Below are 17,508 nucleotides of genomic sequence, written 5' to 3'. Positions count from 1 at the left end.
TCCTGCAAATTTAATGTAGTCCAATTAAAAAATATGCTTTTTATCTCTATTCTAAGCTTAGTACTAATATTATAAATTCTTCATTACCTTCTTTCACTTGCCCCTTTTGAACAAACCCATTTTTTGAAAAAACGTTAATTGCTCGTTTGTTGAAGATAGGAATATGTACATTAATCTCTCTAGTCTGATATTTCTCCTGTACAATGTCTATGCAATACTTAATAAATCCCATTCCGTACCCTTGATTAATGATACTAGGATGCAACCCAATTCTTTCAATAGTAAATCCGTTACTTGCAGTAGGCTTCAACATCATAAAGCCTTTCAAATAGTTTTCATAATCGTAAATAGCATACGCATATTTCCAATTAAAAGGATTCAAAAACTCATCTAATGCATCAAGATCATCTGCTAAATTATACACAGAGATATCCCCTTCATATTCCCACTCAGCAATTTCCAAAGCTGCATCATTATCCATCCAAGACCATTTATACATAATGTCAATCATCCTTCCTAACTAAACAAGACTATCCTAGTTCACAAAATGTTCAGGGACCATGTTCCTGAACATTTTGTGAACTAACTTCAATCTTCCCCATTCTCATAATTTCTTTGTTCAATGCAAAAATCCTTTAAAAGGAAGTGGTAGGAAACAGGAAAATGGAGAAAATAAGTATAAAGGGGGCAGTATGTATGGACAGTGCTATGCTATTACAATACGGGTGGGTCCTTCTTGTACTCATTGGTCTAGAAGGGATTTTAGCTGCCGACAATGCCCTTGTATTAGCAATAATGGTTAAACATTTACCAGAAAAGCAACGAAAAAAAGCTTTGTTTTATGGATTAGCTGGAGCCTTCATTTTCCGTTTCGGATCCTTATTTATCATTTCATTTCTCTTTAATGTGTGGCAAGTACAAGCAGTTGGTGCCATATATTTATTATATATATCACTAAACCATCTTATAAAAAAACATACCTTTAATAAAAGTCCTTTTCAAGCTAATACCAGCCCTACGGAAGACGTATCGAAATCTGGCTTTTGGTTAACTGTATTAAAAGTGGAATTAGCTGATATTGCCTTTGCTGTAGATTCTATTTTAGCTGCTATTGCCTTAGCATTAACACTTACTCCTACAGGTGCATTTCAAATTGGAGAACTAGACGGCGGACAATTTATCGTTATTTTATTAGGAGGATTGATTGGAGTAATTATTATGCGTTTTGCAGCAACATACTTCGTCAGGGTATTACAAACTAGACCTGGATTAGAGACAGCAGCATTTCTAATAGTTGGTTGGGTAGGAATAAAACTTATTATTCATACATTAGCACACCCTGATGTCGCTATAATTCCTCACCATTTTCCTGAATCCACCCTGTGGAAAGTTGTATTTTGGTCAATATTGCTTCTCATAGTAGTGTTAGGTTGGGTTTTAACAAAAGAGGATGCTTTTGATGAAGAATCAGAAGGAACGGAAAACACATTAGAAACTGATGAAGACTTACTTCAAAATAGAACTTAATTACTTAAGAAAAAATTAGGCTGTCTTAAGTCAATTGTTTATGACTTGTCTGACAGCCTAATTAGTTTCTTTTAATATTTATGTTTAAAATCCTTCTTGTTCTGTTAAAATTATTGGGCCATCATTTGTGATAGCAATCGTATGTTCGTATTGAACAGATAAGCTACCGTCAACGGTTCTTGCTGTCCAACCATTGTTATCCATTTGAGATGCCCAAAGCCCCATATTGATCATTGGTTCAATCGTTATGACCATGCCTTCCTTTAACCGTTTACCCTTTCCACTGCTTCCAAAGTGAGGAATGTTCGGCTCCTCATGTATTGTAGGACCAATTCCATGACCTGCAAAATCCCTAACAATACCATAGCCATATTGATTAACAAACGCTTCAATCGCTGCACCAATATCTCCAACCCGGTTACCATCAACAGCTTGCCTAATGCCAATATACAGAGCTTCTTTCGTCACATCACATAGCTTTTTTACCTCATCAGGTACATCCCCAACTAAATGTGTCCATGCAGAATCTGCTAATGCACCATTGAGATCTGCAACAAAGTCTACTGTCACAACATCCCCATTTTTTAACGGTTCTTTTCTTGGGAATCCATGACAAATTTCATCATTTATTGAAGCACAAGTAGCATATTGATAACCTTGGTATCCTTTTTGAGCTGGCTTTGCTCCATTATTCCTTAAATAATCTTCTACAAATGTATCAATTTCTAAAGTTGTTATGCCTGGCTTTATTAATTTTGCAATTTCTTTATGAATAGATGCAACAAGCCTTCCAGCTTCGTGCATTAGCTCTATTTCCCTTGCTGATTTTCGTTGAATCACAATATGTTCTCCTTTCTAATCTTAAAGACCGATTAAATATGTATTTACTTTTCACCATATGTTGTTAAATAGAATTTTGCAACTTTTTTATTTAACAGTTCTAACTAAAGTCCACTTGTACACATGTTTTCCCGGGCAATATTCTACAAACTTCACTGAATATTTTATATTATATAAATCCCATACAATCTGCATTATTACTAATCATGAAACTGATTTTTTTCATAAACTTTTAAGTGTTGATATACAAGGCGAAGTAAAGGAGTTTCTATGCCACACCTTTCTGCTAATAACAACAGAAACCCTTGTAAATGATCTCCTTCGATAGCTGCGTTTTTCTCTATATCCCGTAGCATAGATGATTTCATTTGTGGTGATAAAGATTCTATTTTTCCCATTTGCTTTTCAATTATTCCTTCAACTATTGGAGCACCAAAAGCTTCCATTGTTAGACGAATCTCTTCAAATAATTGTTGAGTATATGTACGTCCCTCAAATGTATCTCTAATAGGGCCAATAGGAGACCTCATAAGTGAAGTGATACCTGAAAAAGTCGTAATAAATAAATATTTGTGCCACATTTCTTGTTGAATGTTTTCACTTAGACGAAAAGATGCTTTTGTGCCCGAGAAAGCATCAGTTACCTTTAAAATTCGATCTGTTCTTTCCCCACTCCACTCCCCAAAAACTAATTCATTAAATCCCGAAGTTTGGATGATAGCACCAGTTTCATCGAGAGTAGATTCAATGGAACACAGCCCCCCGATAACCTGTTCTGGTGAAAAATAAGCCTTTAATTCATCCATATGCTCAATCCCGTTTAATAACGGAAGGATTAATGTATAATCTCGAATGAAAGGTTCTACTGATTTTAACCCCTGTTCTAAGTGGTAGGCTTTAGTAGCAATAATCACGATATCGAACGGTTCATCTAAATCAGACTCCAATATGGTTTTTGGCTTAAGTGTTACATCTCCATGTACGCTTTTTATCACTAGTCCAGTTTCTCTTAACTGTTGTTTTCTTTTCTCTCTAACTAAAAAAGTTACGTCTTCTCCCTTTTCTATCAACCGTCCTCCAAAATAGCCTCCAACAGCACCTGCACCAAGAATTAATATTTTCATTTAACGATCGATCTCCTCTCCATCTTTCTCATGTGTCTTATTTCTACAAATCGAGGTAAAATCCTTTTTTCTATCCACTTTTGTAAAACACAGTAATTGAGTACTATTTTTCACTGTATTTTCTCATTTTATAAACGCAGTATAATAAACTAAAATAAAATGTTAGATTTCTTCACACGTTAAAACGTCTTTCTTAATCAATGTTAAAATAATTTAATACTAGATAAAAAAATAGGGGGGATAAAAAGGTGGATATCACTTATGATGCTACCACTATCATTTTGTTTATTGCGTTTTTTCTCATCTTAGGTGTACTAACAACAAAATTTTCCTCCCGTATTGGTGTTCCTGCACTTGTTTTGTTTATTGGCATTGGTATATTAATGGGTAGTGATATTTTAGGATTTATTTATTTTGATAATCCAAAAATTGCTCAATTCATTGGAATTTTTGCACTTATTTTAATTCTGTTTGAAGGTGGACTACAAACAAAGTGGGAAAATGTTAAAAGTGTTACAGCACCTTCATTAACTTTGGCTACTGTTGGAGTCTTATTTACAGCTATTATCGTTGGAATAGGTGCTAAATATATTATAGGATTCACATGGATAGAAGCATTCTTATTTGGTTCTATCGTTGGATCGACGGATGCAGCTGCAGTTTTTAGTGTTCTAAGAGGGAAAAATATAAAAAAACGTTTGGAAGGAACATTAGAAGTTGAATCTGGTACAAATGATCCAATGGCCGTATTTTTAACGATTACATTTATTGGAATGTATACAGCTACAACGATAAACACAACTACTGTAGTTTTATCTTTCTTTTGGCAAATGGGAATCGGTTTAATAGTGGGGTATTTAATTGGGAAGATTGCCATTTATTCAATTAATAAAATAAACTTAGATTCAAGTGGACTGTATCCAGTATTTGCTGCAGCCTTTGCAATTCTTGCATACAGTAGCACATCACTTATTCAAGCAAGTGGCTTCCTTGCAGTATACGTAACTGCACTAATGATGGGAAATAACGATTTACCATATCGCCAATCTATTTTTCGATTTCATGAAGGCTTCGCCTGGATGATGCAAATGATAATGTTTATAATTCTTGGACTGTTTGTTTTTCCAGGTCAGTTAATAAATGGAACATTAATTATACAAGGAACTCTTTTATCAATTATATTAATGCTCTTTGCTAGACCTATTTCCGTATTTATCTCATTACACTTTTATCCTTTTAACTGGAAAGAGAAGCTTTTTCTATCATGGGCAGGCTTACGAGGAGCAGTTCCAATTATATTAGCAACTTTTCCAATGATAGCAGGTGTTGGCAACAGTCAGCTGGTCTTTAATCTTGTATTTTTCATCGTTGTTACTTCTACCCTTTTACAAGGGGCGACTATACCATTATTAGCGAAAAATTTGAAATTAACACAGCCAGCAAAAACAACACCAGAACATGTGATTGAATTAAGCTCAATAGGAAAAACAAATGCAGAAATAGTTGAATTTTTCATTGATAAAAACAATTTGAATACGGAAAAATTTATTGTAGACCTCCCATTACCGAAAAATGTTCTCATCAATGCTATCATACGAAAAAAAGAGTTAATACCTCCTCATGGAAAAACAAAAATATATGCTGGAGATACATTGTTCGTACTAGTAAAAAAAGAAGACCTTCCATTAGCTAAAAAAATAATCCTTGCTGAAAGACAAAAAACGAACCAACAATAACGTGGTTCGTTTTTATCCTATTACTAATTTCCTCTATGCATTTTGGTTAAATTACTCTAGAGCCTGATAAAGTCATTGCGTCTAAATTAATTTTTGCACCAACTCTCTTCAAAAAATCTAATCCAAGTACTCCTTCTAGATTTGTATCATTTATTCTTTGTATTTCAATTGGAAAATCAACGATCTTTAACGGACCGACACTAATACATACTGGTTTAATTAAACTTCTCTTGTTTTCATTATTTTTATCTTGTAATTCTTTTATATCTTCTGACGTTATTAAACCTATCCCCTCAGCTTTTTCCATAGATAAAACACTAAAATTGGAGCATGTATCCACTAAAATTCGTTGAAGCTCTATTGATGCTTCATCATGTGTAACCTTCATTTCGGTCAACAAAAATCCATTTTCAATTCTTAGGCTTTTCATTTTAAACTCCCCCAATTAATAATTATCATAATCTTTCTAAACGGATCATTTTCACAAAATTTCAGTATTATTTATTTTTATTATATGCCTATTACCCGTTATCATCTATATATTCCATATCTATTACTATGAATTATCACAAAAGCATTCCCATCATTATTGTTTTCCCTGTACTCCAGATGTTTACACCCTTATAATTTTTGTGAAGTTTCCGAATTAATATCGTTAATTTCAACATAATATTTTAAAATATTTGAGAGTAAAGCTTAGAATTATCTCACATCAATTGATATAATTATGAAGAAATTAAGTTATCTATAATAAATTGAAGACTCCGAAATTTTAAATGGCATCAGGAGTGAAAATGCGGCGACTCCTGCGACGAGTAGTATATGCTTCACGAATAAACTTCCAGTTGTCTCGACGCATATAACAACAGAGCAACACTTGCAGGCCGAAACAGGACCATTTACGTTTAGCGGTATACAAAATGTATAGTGTGGAAGTTGAGGCCGTGCCCCACGGTAAAGAAGACACTGTGAAGCATGAACAGATGTCGCCCTTATGCCTGTGGTGAAAGCGGCTGCCTGAAACGGATGAACTCACTATGAAATAATTTTCATCCCCCATGGTGCAAATTTTTTCACTTGCATCGAGGACTACCCTGAAAATTGTTTTAAAACATTTAAATGAAAGGTGTGTTTTTTGTGGATATTTTTACATTTCCTGACGGAGATGAAAATTTTTTATACGCTTATATCATAATGATTTTAGTATTTATTGCAGCTTCATTTACTGTTAGTAGATTAAAAAGAGCAAATAAACGTTTGGCAGAAGAAGAAAGCAAACGAAATGAAAAAGAAGAGCAAAATTCTTCACATATTAATAATAATAAACGGAAATAAAGTTTACTAACTACAATACTTTCTTGTAAAAGGATGATCAATGTGGCAAATACTCATACGTTCTCCAAGGGAGAAGAGATTGCAAATTCAATCACACACGGCTTAGGATTTCTATTAAGTGTTGCAGGATTAGTTCTATTGATTTTTTTTTCTAGTATTCACGGAACCCCTTGGCACATAGTCAGTTTTACATTGTTCGGTACAACCATGGTCCTTTTATATACTGCTTCAACCTTTGTACATGCTCTCCCGCAAGGAAGAGGAAAAGACCTATTTGAGATTCTAGATCATTCCTCCATTTATTTTTTTATAGCAGGTACATATACTCCCTTCTTATTTATTATTGTCCAAGGAACTTTAGGTTGGACTTTGTTCGGTATCGTTTGGGGATTAGCCATTGGTGGTACTGTGTTTAAGTGCTTTTTTGTAAAAAAATTTTTAGTTACCTCTACACTTCTGTATGTTGTTATGGGATGGTTAATTGTATTTGCATGGACTCCTTTGAAGGAAAATTTACATCCTAACGGTATCAATTTATTAATTATTGGAGGACTTCTATATACATTTGGTGCTGTGTTTTATGTTTGGAGAGGATTTAAGTTTCATCATGCAGTATGGCACCTATTTGTTTTAGGTGGTACCACAAGTCATTTCTTTGCCGTGCTTCTTTATTTATTACCGTATGCTGGTTAATCTGAAATGGGCATTTAAATAATAAATGATATCTAAAAACAATTGCAGCTATCCTGAATAAGACAGTTCAGTAGTGAAGGGGGACGACTCCAGTGGGATCAGCGCGATCTGAAAATCACCTATCACTTACCGAGTAAGTGATAGGAAGTTGAGGCCGTTCCCACGGTAAAGAAGACACTGTGAAGCATGAACAGATGTCGCACTTATGCCTGTGGTGAAAGCGCCTGCCTGAAACGGATGAACCCACTTGATGAGCATTTTCATCCCCCATGGTGCAAATTATTACTTGTATATGGGGGATCTATCCTAATTTACATCCCATTTACCATATAAAAAGGACTTAGATTATAAAAAATCTAAGTCCTTATGTATTAGCCTTACTTTTAAGTTAATGCTGCAGTTAATTGCGGTACCACTTGCTTTTTACGAGATACAACACCATCAAGAGTAGCTGTATTGTTGGAAAGGGATACATTAAAGGCTTTTTCAACAGAATTAGATTGTTTTCCTAAAGCTACACCTACAGAATTGTTATTTAAAATATCTGTTATTACTAATAAGAAAAGATCTAAATCCTTCTTATCAATTGTTGCTAACATTTCCTTCTCCAATTCACTTTGAAGTGCTAAAACTTCATTCACATCAACTGCATTCACTTGAGCAATTTCTACTTTAGCATCACCCATTTGAAATTCTTTTGCATCGAGAGAAATCAATTCTCCTGGAGTCTTTTCACTTAAATCCGCGCCAGCTTTAAGCATTTCTAAGCCATATGCTTCACTATCAACACCAGCAATCTTTGCTAATTCCTGAGCCGCTTCAACATCTTCATTTGTACACGTCGGAGATTTGAAAAGTAAAGAATCAGAAATGATAGCAGAAAGCATTAAACCAGCTACTTCTTTTTCAATTGCAACACCATTTTCCTTATATAGCTTGTTAAGGATGGTTGCCGTACAACCAACTGGTTCAGCACGATAATATAATGGATCTGACGTCTCAAAATTTGCAATACGATGATGATCAATTACTTCAAGAACGCGAACATCCCCTAAATCATCTACACTTTGTTGGCGTTCATTATGATCAACTAAAATAACGCTATTTGTTTCATTTGAAACAGTTTCTACTAAACGAGGTGCATCTTGTTTAAAATAATCAAGTGCATATTGCGTTTCCCCATTTACTGAACCTAATCGTACTGCTTCACAGTTAACACCTAATTTTTTCTTCAATTCAGCATAAGCTATAGCTGAGCAAATCGTATCTGTATCAGGATTTTTATGACCAAATACTAGAACTTTTTCCATTAAAATCACCCCTTCCATATAGTTCTATCATTTCAGTAATAGTAAATCAACTTTTTTTTGGACACACTATAATAACAACTGAATATGTAATATCTATCCTACAGTTTACATTCGGAGAGGAGCTTTTTATTATGAATGGAATAAACAATGAACACCATGAGCATCCCCATAAGCATAGTATAGCTTGTGGCCATACAAAAATACGTCATGATGATCACATTGATTATGTTCACAACGGTCACCTCCATCATGAAAAAGATGGAAAGTGGTTTGAATGTTCCATCCCTACAAATGAAGTAAATAAAACCGAATGTAAGCCAATTGATTGTGGCTGTAACCACGAAAAAGATTGCGGTCATGAAATGGTACCACACGGTGATCATTTCGATTATTTAGTGAATGGACGACTTCACCACGTACACGGTGATCATTGTGATGACCACGGCCCTGTAGATATTGTTCACATTCAATAAAATGTAACACAAAGTCCTAGGGAGCAGTAACAACTCACTAGGACCTTGATTAATTATCAATTAAACCACAATTACCTTATATATATTCTAATAATGCTGTTGCAATAGAGAAGTAAATGAGTAAACCTAAAATATCATTAACCGTAGTAATAAACGGTCCTGATGCAATAGCTGGATCAAGTCTTAACTTATTAATCATGACTGGAACAACTGCTCCAATAATCGTTGCAATGCTAAGGGTTAAAAATAAGGAAATACCTACAATAAATGCAATAATAAAGCTTCCATAAAATAGTGGTATAATAATGAATAGAACGACTGCACATATTATGCCGAGCATAACCCCTGTTCCAAATTCCCGTTTAATTGTATGGAACATACCCTTCTTTTCAAAAGATCCTGTTGCTAATGAACGTACCATCACAGCTAATGATTGCGTTCCCGTATTCCCTGCAGAATCCATGAGTAATGGAATAAATACTGCTAATAACACAATCTCTTCAAGTGTCTCTTCAAACTGCCCAATCACTCCTGCGGTAATTAAGCCAAAAAACATTAGCATAATAATCCAAGGAGATCGTTTCTTAGCAGCAGAAAAAGAACTAATATTTACATCTGTTGCTCCTCTTGAAGCAGTAAATTCACCAAAGTCCTCTGTTGCTTCATCTTCTAATACATCCATTACATCATCCACTGTAACAATACCAACAAGGATATTATTGTCAGTAACAACTGGCGCTGCTAAGAAATCATATTTTTTAATCAGCTTTGCTACATCCTCTTGATCTTCATTAACAGAAACAGAAATTACTCTGGAACTCATAATATTTTCTACGAATTCACTAGGCGGTGCAATAATTAAATCTCTTAATGATACAACTCCAACCAATTGTCCTCCACTATTTACTACATATAAATAATAGATTGTTTCTGCATCTGGTCCTTCATTACGGAGGAGGTTTATGACATCTGTAGCACGGCAAGTTGAGGAAAGGCTAATAAATTCCTTTGTCATAATGGAACCTGCCGTTTCAGGTTGGTAGGAAAGAAGTTCTTTAACCTCTTCCGCTTCCTCTTTATCCATAGATGTTAATATATTTTCTGCCTTAGAATCTACTACTTCACTTAAAAAGTCTGCAACATCGTCAGCATACATATTATTAAACATCTCTGAAGCATAGCTTTCCTTAATTTCTAAAACAATTTCCTTTTGATTTTCAACATCCAACCCTTGAAATATATCAGCAAATTCTGCAGGAGATAAGTATTCATAAACAAGATTTCTCTTCTCCCCATTTAGCATAGTAAATAAATCAACACGATCAGTTGGATGTAATTCTAAATACGAATCACGGAATTTTTTTATATCTCTCTTTTCTAAAATATCAATAATATACTTTTCATATTGCTCACGATTTCTTTCATCTAATTTAACCATTACGATTCCTCCCTTAGGAGAAAACCATTTCACTTATTATTTTTTGAGATAAGTAGAATGGATTTCTCCCCAACTTCTCCCATATTTTTTTGCCTTTTATCCTTTTTGAATCAGGTTCGGGACTACTATCCATTCCAACTCACCTCTACTTTCCTAATTATATTATTAACAACAAAAGACCACCCTCAACAAATGAAGGTGGTCAGTAGTTATACGTAACCAAGCATAAGCATAGTGATATTGTATTAATATCACACGAATAAGTTCCTCCATTCGTAGAGCTTTAGCACTGTGCGGCATAGGAAAAAATTCCAGCTACATTAAAAACCACCTTATGTCGATGGTTTCTGTTGACCCATTGGCGTCTTTGGACATTTTTGGGCAGCAGCATATCTCCAGCACAGGAGCCTCACCTAACGAGGGTATTCAATTTCACTGATAAAGTTACATTAGTATAGTTAAGTTGTCAACCACGTATTTTGTATTTAAAGACATTTTAATAGAATAAAAAAAGAGCCTGATAGGAGAAGAGTGAAGGAAGAACGGTTGTGGTGACACTTATACCCTTGGTGAAAGTGTATCAAGAAGTAAAAGCTAATAATAAAATTTAAATGAACTTAAATAAATACCGATAAAAAAATCCGAAAATTATCATTCTTTAAAAAAATGATTTAATAATGATTCAAATAAATATCGTTTAATAAATATAATAAAAAGGAAATGTAATAGATATTGGGGGGATATGATGCAGGAAATTAGAGATACAGTGAAAGAAGTTGTCTATGCAGTTATGCCAATTACAGCTGTAGTTTTTATTTTACAATTCTCCATACTCTGGCTACCAATGGATGTTTTTTTACAATTCTTAATCGGAGTTGCATTTGTAAGTATTGGACTTATACTCTTTTTGTTAGGAGTGCATATAGGGCTCCTCCCAGTTGGTGAAATGATCGGTTCTACTTTACCCAAAACTCAAAAACTAGGATTAATTTTATTTTTTGGATTTCTACTTGGTTTCGTCGTTACGGTAGCAGAACCTGATGTGCGTGTTTTAGCACTTCAAGTAGACCAAGTATCAGGTGGGGAAATCTCACGAAACATTCTTGTCTATTCTGTTGCCTTAGGGGTAGGAATTTTTGTTTTGCTCGCGATGCTTAGAATTATTTTTAATATTAATATCACTTACTTATTAATGGGAGGCTATGGTGTAGTCTTTCTATTAGCATCTTTTACCCCAGCAAGCTTTATTCCAATCTCCTTTGATGCTGGCGGTGTAACTACCGGACCAATGACAGTGCCTTTTATATTAGCTCTTGGTGTAGGTGTTGCCTCTGTAATAAGAGGAAAGACTTCCTCTAGTGATAGCTTTGGTCTAGTAGCTTTAGCATCCATAGGTCCAATAATAGCGGTCCTCATTTTAGGAGTGATATACGGATGAAAATACAAATATTCCACGGCTTTGGTCACGTATTATTTGAAGTCACCTTTGCATTAATACCGTTGATCATTTTTTTCGCAATTTTTCAATTTTTCTTTTTAAAACTAAGCAAAGAAAAACTAATTAACATAGGAAAAGGTATGATTCTTTCCTTTTTTGGATTAGCATTTTTCTTACAAGGGGTTCATGTAGGTTTTTTTCCGGTAGGAGAATTAATTGGGGAGAAATTAGGTGGGATTTCTCAAAGTTGGGTCCTTATTCCCATTGGTTTCGTATTTGGTTTTGTTGCTACGTTCGCCGAACCTGCTGTAAGAATCTTAAATCATGAAGTAGAGAAGGTATCCGGCGGTTATATTTCACAAAAAGTAATGCTATATACTTTATCTATCGGTGTAGCTGTTTCTATTGCCCTATCAATGGCTAGAATATTAGTAGGTCTACCATTGTGGTATTTTGTTATCCCTGGTTATATGATTGCTATTATTATGATGTTTTTCTCATCTAGTACCTTCACATCCATTGCTTTCGATTCTGGGGGAGTTGCAACTGGTCCCATGACTGTGACGTTTATCCTATCTATCGCAGTAGGTGTAGCGTCAGTCATTGAAGGAAGAGATCCTCTTATAGATGGGTTTGGTATGATTGCTCTAGTGGCACTAATACCCATTATATCCGTTCTCACATTAGGATTACTATTTGAAGGAAAGGGGCGAGAACGTGTTACTGAACAAAATAAATCAAAAGCATAAACTAATTATTACAATTGTCAAAAAAGGAATAGCTAAAAAAGTGGTTAACGGATCTAAAAAAGCTGGTGCTGAAGGAGGTACAGTTCTTTTAGGAAGAGGAACTGGCGTCCATGAAAATAAATCCTTTTTAGGTATTCCTATCACACCTGAAAAAGAAATAGTCTTTACACTAGCAAAAAATGAATTAATAGAAAATATAATTGAAAGTATTATAAGAGAAAGTAAACTAGAGAATCCTGGAACTGGCTTAGGTATCGTATTAAACACAAAATCAATTATTGGAATATGCCACCTATTAGGTGGAGAAATAGGTTCAGCACCACTTACGGGAGGAGTTAATATGCCAATGGAAAGTCACGGGATTTTATATGATCTTATAGTAACGATTGTAAATAAGGGAGACTCAGACAAAGTAGTAACTGCTTCAAAAAAAGCTGGTGCTGAAGGGGGAACAATTTTAACTGGTAGAGGTACGGGGATTCATGAACAAGCAAAATTTTTAAATATTACCATTGAACCAGAGAAAGAAGTAGTACTAACTTTGATCGATAGAAATAAAACAGATGATGTTCTTGGACAAATTAATGAGGACGCAGGATTAAATCAACCAGGAAAAGGTATTGCCTTTGTATTAGAAGTAGAACGAACAATCGGTATTAATCATATACTTAACCAAATGGTTCGTAATAGAATTGGTGATACAGATGCCTAAAGTAAAAGATGTTTATAAAAATATAACATTAACAGCTTCAATTGTTCGAGAAAATTTTTCTATTCACGAAGTACGGCAAAAATTCTCAAGTACAGAACCAATCAAAAGATGCCTTTATGTTGTAAATTCCGAAGATACTTTAACCGGCATAATTACGATGCATGACCTTTTAGAAACCATATCTGTTCAGAAAAGTCTCCACAAGACTACATCTAGTAATAAAAAATTACTATATTTATCCGTATCACAAGATAGTATTGCAAAAGACATTATGAGATCACCAATTTCTGTAGTAACTGATGATCCATTAGAGGAAGCACTACAAAAAATGGTAAATCATAATTTGGATGAAATACCTGTTATAAATGATTCTAGAAAAGTTATTGGTGATTTAAATGCATATGAAATTATTACTAAATTATAACTTTTATTAATATGGAACTATATAGATAGATATCTTACAAGCAATAGAAAGAATAGAGAAATTATAAAGATGTCTCGAAAATAATTTGAGACTTCTTTTTTATGCAAACATTAAACAATCAATAAGGAAAAGAAAATATAGCATCAATAGAAGAAATGTATAAATTCTTTAAGAGAAATTTAAAATTTAAAAAAGATATATCACTTAAATAAGAATAATACTCGTACAATTGCCCAAAATAATAAAACAGTTGTCGCGACAACTTCTTCGTAATTACATAAAAAGAACTACATAAGGGGAGCAAATTATGTGAACTCAAAAGAAGCGTTATTTTGGAGCATCGCACTGCCTGGTTTCGGACAAATATTAAATGGAAAATATATAAAAGGATTTATATTTGTATTTTTAGAAATTTTTATAAATGTTCAAGCAAATTTCAACGAAATAATTATCTATAGCTTTCATGGCGATATCGAAATGGCAGTTCTTAGTACAAATTATTTATGGTTAATGTTTTACCCTTGTTTGTATTTCTTCGCTATGTGGGATGCATACAAAGATGCAGGAGGGGGAAAAAGCCGATATGCTTCCTTGCCCTTTGTATTTTCAGCATATTTCGTTACGGTAGGTTTGATATATTCCTCTAAGCTTAAAATATTTGGTCATATATTAGGACCCATGTGGCTACCCATGCTGTTTGTTATTCCTGGTTTAATCGTAGGAATTATATTAAAAAGGCTATTAGCAAAAAGCTGATCCATTCTAACAATGGACCAGCTCTTTCCTCCTCTACACATACCTTTTATGAATTTTTCTACCATCATAAGTAAATACAATTTTACGATCAGTAAGGACCGTTTCCATATGAACTGGTCGCCCCCAAAGCTGATAAATATAAGGTAATGTTTTTTCAAGATATTGAGAATCAAGTTCAATGCCTTCATACTCATGGGTTAAATACAATTCTCCATTCTTTAAATAGTCTCCGTCTTTAACAACGATATATGGAAATCCTCCATTAACTCGACTACTTATTAGTTGATCACGAACATTTTCCCATTCCTTATCGACAATCTTATATTCTCTTCCTTTTTTCTGAAATAAATACATATCCTCACGCATAACTAAATCCTTCGTCAAATAATTTCTAATAAAGGAAATGTCCGACTCAATTTCACGAACTTCAAATAATTTTTCTCTACCACTATTTGGTTGAACACCTTGACGTTCTTTCATCTCGTCAGATGGATTATTGTATCTCTCTTCTATATCCTCAAATATTTTTAAACCAACATAGTAAGGATTGATTTGAGTTTTTGAAGGCTGAACAACACCAGCATTTAGCTTAGCAAATTCAATAGCATCATCTGACGTTAATTCCATTTCTCGAATTATTCGTTGATGCCAATAGGACGCCCAGCCTTCATTCATAATTTTTGTTTCAAGCTGTGGCCAAAAATAGAGCATTTCTTCCCGCATCATTGTTAATATATCTCGTTGCCAATCTTCTAGTTCCCTACTATATTCTTCTATAAATAAAAGAATATCTTTTTCTGGTTGTGGAGGAAGTTTCTTCTTTTTCTTTGATGATCTAGTTTTTCGTTCCTTCTTATCATCTAATGACCATAAATCATCAAAAGGTGTTTCTTTCACATCATCTTCCTCATCCACATCCTGCCACACATCTTCTACTGACCAAGAAAGTTTAGGTCTAACTAAACTAGGATCAATATGCTCCTGAATAGCTAACACTGCATCTAGAAACTCTTCCACTTCTTGTCTTCCATGAACCATTTCATAATGAGCAACTCGTTCTGCCGTTGCCGTCATACTTTCAACCATATCTCGTCTTGTATTTGAGAAACGAGCATTATTTTTGAAAAAATCGCAATGCGCTAAAACGTGAGCTATAATTAATTTATTTTGTATCATAGAATTCGTATTTAATAGAAAGGCATAGCATGGATCAGAGTTAATGACTAACTCATATATTTTACTTAGCCCTAAATCATATTGAAGTTTCATCTTATGAAATTGTTTTCCAAAACTCCAGTGGGAAAAACGAGTCGGCATTCCATATGCTCCAAAAGTATAAATAATATCAGCTGGGCATATTTCATATCTCATTTCATAAAAATCCAAACCGAACCCCTCTGCTATTTCTGTAATCTCTTCAATCGCCTTCACTAGCTCTTTTGATTCTGTTGTCATCCCTTCGCCCCCTAATTGATGTGTTATCACAGTTTATGAACAAGCGACGAAGATGATGAAAAAAACATCAATCTCATTATAATTATTGATGAAAAGATTAATGATAAGAGTGTTTGGCAGATCGACAACTACTTTCACATTCAATGAGTAATATATATGGAATGTAATTCTTGTGATGGTAAATTAATACATTAACACACCAAACTTCAACTGGCAGTAGGCATTTGTTTGATTAGAGTTCATTATTGTAAGCGCTTCAAAAAAATTTACAATTCATTTTTTTCGATTTCTTTTTTCCCTTATTACACAAGGATGTAAACGTTTACAATAGGCCTAAATTATCATAACTGTCAGAAAATTTACCATAATACTGTTGACCTTACCTTTAATTGATTGTAATATTGTCGTCAATATAATAATTATTTAAAACTTCAAACTATTTAGTTCTACTAATTTTTTAAAATGGATAAAAGCCTCTGTCCATTTTCGTCAAAATAGGAGAAAATGGACTTAGGCTATTATTTAACAAGTTGACTTTAATACTTTAAAACAATCAAAAACTTTAAAGGAAGGAGTGTAACGTATGAGCAATCAATGGATATTTTTAAGCGACAAATTTGTAAAGAAAGAAGAAGCTGTCGTTTCCGTTTTCGATCATGGGTTCTTATATGGAGACGGAGTATTTGAAGGTATTCGAGTATACAGTGGAAATATTTTCAGACTTAATGAACACCTTCAGCGTCTATTTGAATCCGCACAGTCTATCATGCTAGAGATTCCATACACGAAGGAGGAACTTCAGCAGATTATTATAGATACTGTACAAAAGAACCAGTTAAAAAGTGCTTATATCCGTGTTGTTGTCTCACGTGGCACTGGGAACCTTGGACTTGATCCAAAGTCCTGTTCTAAGCCAGGACTTATCGTGATTGCTGAAGAACTTGCTCTCTTTCCAAAAGAATTATATGAACGAGGGCTAAATGTTGCTTCAGTTGCTAGTAGACGTAATCGCCCAGATGTATTAAGTCCTCAAATAAAATCATTAAATTATTTAAATAACATTCTTGTTAAACTAGAAGCTAATCAAGCTGGAGCTGATGAAGCATTAATGCTAAATGACCAAGGGTATGTAACTGAAGGCTCAGCTGACAATATATTTATTGTAAAAAATGGTGTGTTGTACACTCCCCCCGTTTATTTAGGGGCACTCGAAGGAATAACGCGAAATGCAATTATAGATATTGCAAAGACACTCGGTTACGAACTAAAAGAAGATCCCTTTACACGACACGATGTTTATGTAGCAGATGAAGTATTCTTAACAGGAACTGCTGCAGAAGTTATTGCCGTTGTGAAGGTCGACAATCGTATAATTAGTAATGGAAAGCCAGGAGAAATTACAAATCATTTATTAAAAGAATTTAGAAAAATTGTAACTACTGATGGGGTTCAATGCTACTCATCATCAGCAAATCAAGCTGAAGTAAGTTAAGGGGGA

The 17,508-nt window shown here is 34.1% G+C and carries 18 protein-coding genes and 1 riboswitch; of the genes, 11 read left to right on the top strand and 7 right to left on the bottom strand.

The window, feature by feature from the left end; all coding sequences use genetic code 11:
• Positions 1-46: 46 nt before the first annotated feature.
• Entirely contained in the window at positions 47-499 is a 453-nt protein-coding gene (locus QA612_RS02460; RefSeq protein ID WP_278282169.1) for a GNAT family N-acetyltransferase, read from the bottom strand.
• A 197-nt stretch (positions 500-696) separates the two neighbouring features.
• Here QA612_RS02460 and QA612_RS02455 point away from each other — a divergent pair, with 197 nt between their 5' ends.
• Entirely contained in the window at positions 697-1,527 is an 831-nt protein-coding gene (locus QA612_RS02455) for a TerC family protein (RefSeq protein WP_278282168.1), read from the top strand.
• Positions 1,528-1,611: 84 nt separating this feature from the next.
• On the opposite strand, the gene map is transcribed toward QA612_RS02455, so the two are convergent.
• A complete protein-coding gene (gene map, locus QA612_RS02450) occupies positions 1,612-2,367 on the bottom strand; it encodes a type I methionyl aminopeptidase (RefSeq protein WP_278282167.1) in 756 nt (251 codons plus the stop codon).
• Positions 2,368-2,567: 200 nt separating this feature from the next.
• Positions 2,568-3,491, bottom strand: a complete 924-nt coding sequence (locus QA612_RS02445) for a ketopantoate reductase family protein (protein WP_278282166.1) — start codon at positions 3,489-3,491, stop codon at positions 2,568-2,570.
• A gap of 248 nt (positions 3,492-3,739) precedes the next feature.
• Here QA612_RS02445 and QA612_RS02440 point away from each other — a divergent pair, with 248 nt between their 5' ends.
• Positions 3,740-5,227: a potassium/proton antiporter gene (locus tag QA612_RS02440; protein ID WP_278282165.1), complete on the top strand. Its 1,488-nt coding sequence runs from the start codon at positions 3,740-3,742 to the stop codon at positions 5,225-5,227.
• A gap of 46 nt (positions 5,228-5,273) precedes the next feature.
• Here QA612_RS02440 and QA612_RS02435 read toward each other — a convergent pair whose 3' ends face one another.
• Positions 5,274-5,657 carry an aspartyl protease family protein gene (locus tag QA612_RS02435; protein ID WP_278282164.1) on the bottom strand — a complete coding sequence of 128 codons (384 nt, stop codon included), beginning with the start codon at positions 5,655-5,657 and terminating at the stop codon, positions 5,274-5,276.
• 707 nt (positions 5,658-6,364) lie between these two features.
• Between QA612_RS02435 and QA612_RS02430 the strand changes: the two genes are divergently transcribed.
• Positions 6,365-6,562, top strand: coding sequence for a hypothetical protein (locus tag QA612_RS02430; protein ID WP_278282163.1), 198 nt, complete (start codon positions 6,365-6,367; stop codon positions 6,560-6,562).
• 42 nt (positions 6,563-6,604) lie between these two features.
• On the top strand, positions 6,605-7,255 hold the full coding sequence (gene trhA, locus QA612_RS02425) for a PAQR family membrane homeostasis protein TrhA (RefSeq protein ID WP_278282162.1): 651 nt from the start codon (positions 6,605-6,607) through the stop codon (positions 7,253-7,255).
• Between the two features lie 383 nt (positions 7,256-7,638).
• Here trhA and QA612_RS02420 read toward each other — a convergent pair whose 3' ends face one another.
• On the bottom strand, positions 7,639-8,565 hold the full coding sequence (locus tag QA612_RS02420; protein ID WP_278282161.1) for a manganese-dependent inorganic pyrophosphatase: 927 nt from the start codon (positions 8,563-8,565) through the stop codon (positions 7,639-7,641).
• A gap of 131 nt (positions 8,566-8,696) precedes the next feature.
• On the opposite strand from QA612_RS02420, the gene QA612_RS02415 reads away from it, so the two are divergent.
• Positions 8,697-9,038 carry a hypothetical protein gene (locus QA612_RS02415; RefSeq protein ID WP_278282160.1) on the top strand — a complete coding sequence of 114 codons (342 nt, stop codon included), beginning with the start codon at positions 8,697-8,699 and terminating at the stop codon, positions 9,036-9,038.
• Positions 9,039-9,114: 76 nt separating this feature from the next.
• On the opposite strand, the gene mgtE is transcribed toward QA612_RS02415, so the two are convergent.
• Positions 9,115-10,476 carry a magnesium transporter gene (gene mgtE, locus QA612_RS02410; protein ID WP_278282159.1) on the bottom strand — a complete coding sequence of 454 codons (1,362 nt, stop codon included), beginning with the start codon at positions 10,474-10,476 and terminating at the stop codon, positions 9,115-9,117.
• 261 nt (positions 10,477-10,737) lie between these two features.
• A riboswitch (M-box (ykoK) riboswitch) is annotated at positions 10,738-10,904 on the bottom strand.
• 317 nt (positions 10,905-11,221) lie between these two features.
• Between mgtE and QA612_RS02405 the strand changes: the two genes are divergently transcribed.
• From QA612_RS02405 to QA612_RS02385, 5 genes are all read left to right on the top strand, one after another.
• Complete coding sequence (locus QA612_RS02405; RefSeq protein ID WP_278282158.1) at positions 11,222-11,914, top strand: DUF1538 domain-containing protein; 693 nt, start codon at positions 11,222-11,224, stop codon at positions 11,912-11,914.
• Positions 11,911-12,663 (top strand): DUF1538 domain-containing protein, encoded by a 753-nt coding sequence (locus QA612_RS02400; protein WP_278282157.1) that lies wholly within the window; start codon positions 11,911-11,913, stop codon positions 12,661-12,663. The genes QA612_RS02405 and QA612_RS02400 overlap by 4 nt, the downstream gene beginning before the upstream one ends.
• Positions 12,632-13,375 carry a P-II family nitrogen regulator gene (locus QA612_RS02395; RefSeq protein WP_278282156.1) on the top strand — a complete coding sequence of 248 codons (744 nt, stop codon included), beginning with the start codon at positions 12,632-12,634 and terminating at the stop codon, positions 13,373-13,375. The genes QA612_RS02400 and QA612_RS02395 overlap by 32 nt, the downstream gene beginning before the upstream one ends.
• Complete coding sequence (locus tag QA612_RS02390) at positions 13,368-13,799, top strand: CBS domain-containing protein (RefSeq protein WP_278282155.1); 432 nt, start codon at positions 13,368-13,370, stop codon at positions 13,797-13,799. Before QA612_RS02395 ends, QA612_RS02390 begins: the two co-directional genes overlap by 8 nt.
• A gap of 309 nt (positions 13,800-14,108) precedes the next feature.
• Positions 14,109-14,555, top strand: coding sequence for a hypothetical protein (locus QA612_RS02385; RefSeq protein WP_278282154.1), 447 nt, complete (start codon positions 14,109-14,111; stop codon positions 14,553-14,555).
• A 33-nt stretch (positions 14,556-14,588) separates the two neighbouring features.
• Here the strand turns inward: QA612_RS02385 and QA612_RS02380 are convergent, their stop codons facing one another.
• The gene (locus QA612_RS02380; protein WP_278282153.1) at positions 14,589-16,010 is read right to left on the bottom strand and encodes a SpoVR family protein; all 1,422 of its coding nucleotides are present in this window, start codon (positions 16,008-16,010) and stop codon (positions 14,589-14,591) included.
• Positions 16,011-16,593: 583 nt separating this feature from the next.
• Between QA612_RS02380 and ilvE the strand changes: the two genes are divergently transcribed.
• Positions 16,594-17,502, top strand: a complete 909-nt coding sequence (ilvE, locus tag QA612_RS02375) for a branched-chain-amino-acid transaminase (protein ID WP_278282152.1) — start codon at positions 16,594-16,596, stop codon at positions 17,500-17,502.
• Positions 17,503-17,508: the final 6 nt, after the last annotated feature.

Source organism: Evansella sp. AB-P1 (assembly GCF_029688925.1).
Classification (GTDB): domain Bacteria; phylum Bacillota; class Bacilli; order Bacillales; family Salisediminibacteriaceae; genus Evansella.
Note: the sequence above shows the minus strand (reverse complement) of the source record. Positions and strands in the feature narration are given on the sequence as shown.

Bases quoted from the DNA above. Each gene is read 5' to 3' on its own strand.
- QA612_RS02405 (WP_278282158.1), top strand. From the start codon at position 11,222: ATGCAGGAAATTAGAGATACAGTGAAAGAAGTTGTCTATGCAGTTATG.
- QA612_RS02435 (WP_278282164.1), bottom strand. From the start codon at position 5,657: ATGAAAAGCCTAAGAATTGAAAATGGATTTTTGTTGACCGAAATGAAG.
- mgtE (WP_278282159.1), bottom strand. From the start codon at position 10,476: ATGGTTAAATTAGATGAAAGAAATCGTGAGCAATATGAAAAGTATATT.
- QA612_RS02400 (WP_278282157.1), top strand. From the start codon at position 11,911: ATGAAAATACAAATATTCCACGGCTTTGGTCACGTATTATTTGAAGTC.
- QA612_RS02460 (WP_278282169.1), bottom strand. From the start codon at position 499: ATGTATAAATGGTCTTGGATGGATAATGATGCAGCTTTGGAAATTGCT.
- QA612_RS02380 (WP_278282153.1), bottom strand. From the start codon at position 16,010: ATGACAACAGAATCAAAAGAGCTAGTGAAGGCGATTGAAGAGATTACA.
- QA612_RS02445 (WP_278282166.1), bottom strand. From the start codon at position 3,491: ATGAAAATATTAATTCTTGGTGCAGGTGCTGTTGGAGGCTATTTTGGA.
- QA612_RS02415 (WP_278282160.1), top strand. From the start codon at position 8,697: ATGAATGGAATAAACAATGAACACCATGAGCATCCCCATAAGCATAGT.
- QA612_RS02455 (WP_278282168.1), top strand. From the start codon at position 697: ATGGACAGTGCTATGCTATTACAATACGGGTGGGTCCTTCTTGTACTC.
- ilvE (WP_278282152.1), top strand. From the start codon at position 16,594: ATGAGCAATCAATGGATATTTTTAAGCGACAAATTTGTAAAGAAAGAA.
- QA612_RS02390 (WP_278282155.1), top strand. From the start codon at position 13,368: ATGCCTAAAGTAAAAGATGTTTATAAAAATATAACATTAACAGCTTCA.
- QA612_RS02420 (WP_278282161.1), bottom strand. From the start codon at position 8,565: ATGGAAAAAGTTCTAGTATTTGGTCATAAAAATCCTGATACAGATACG.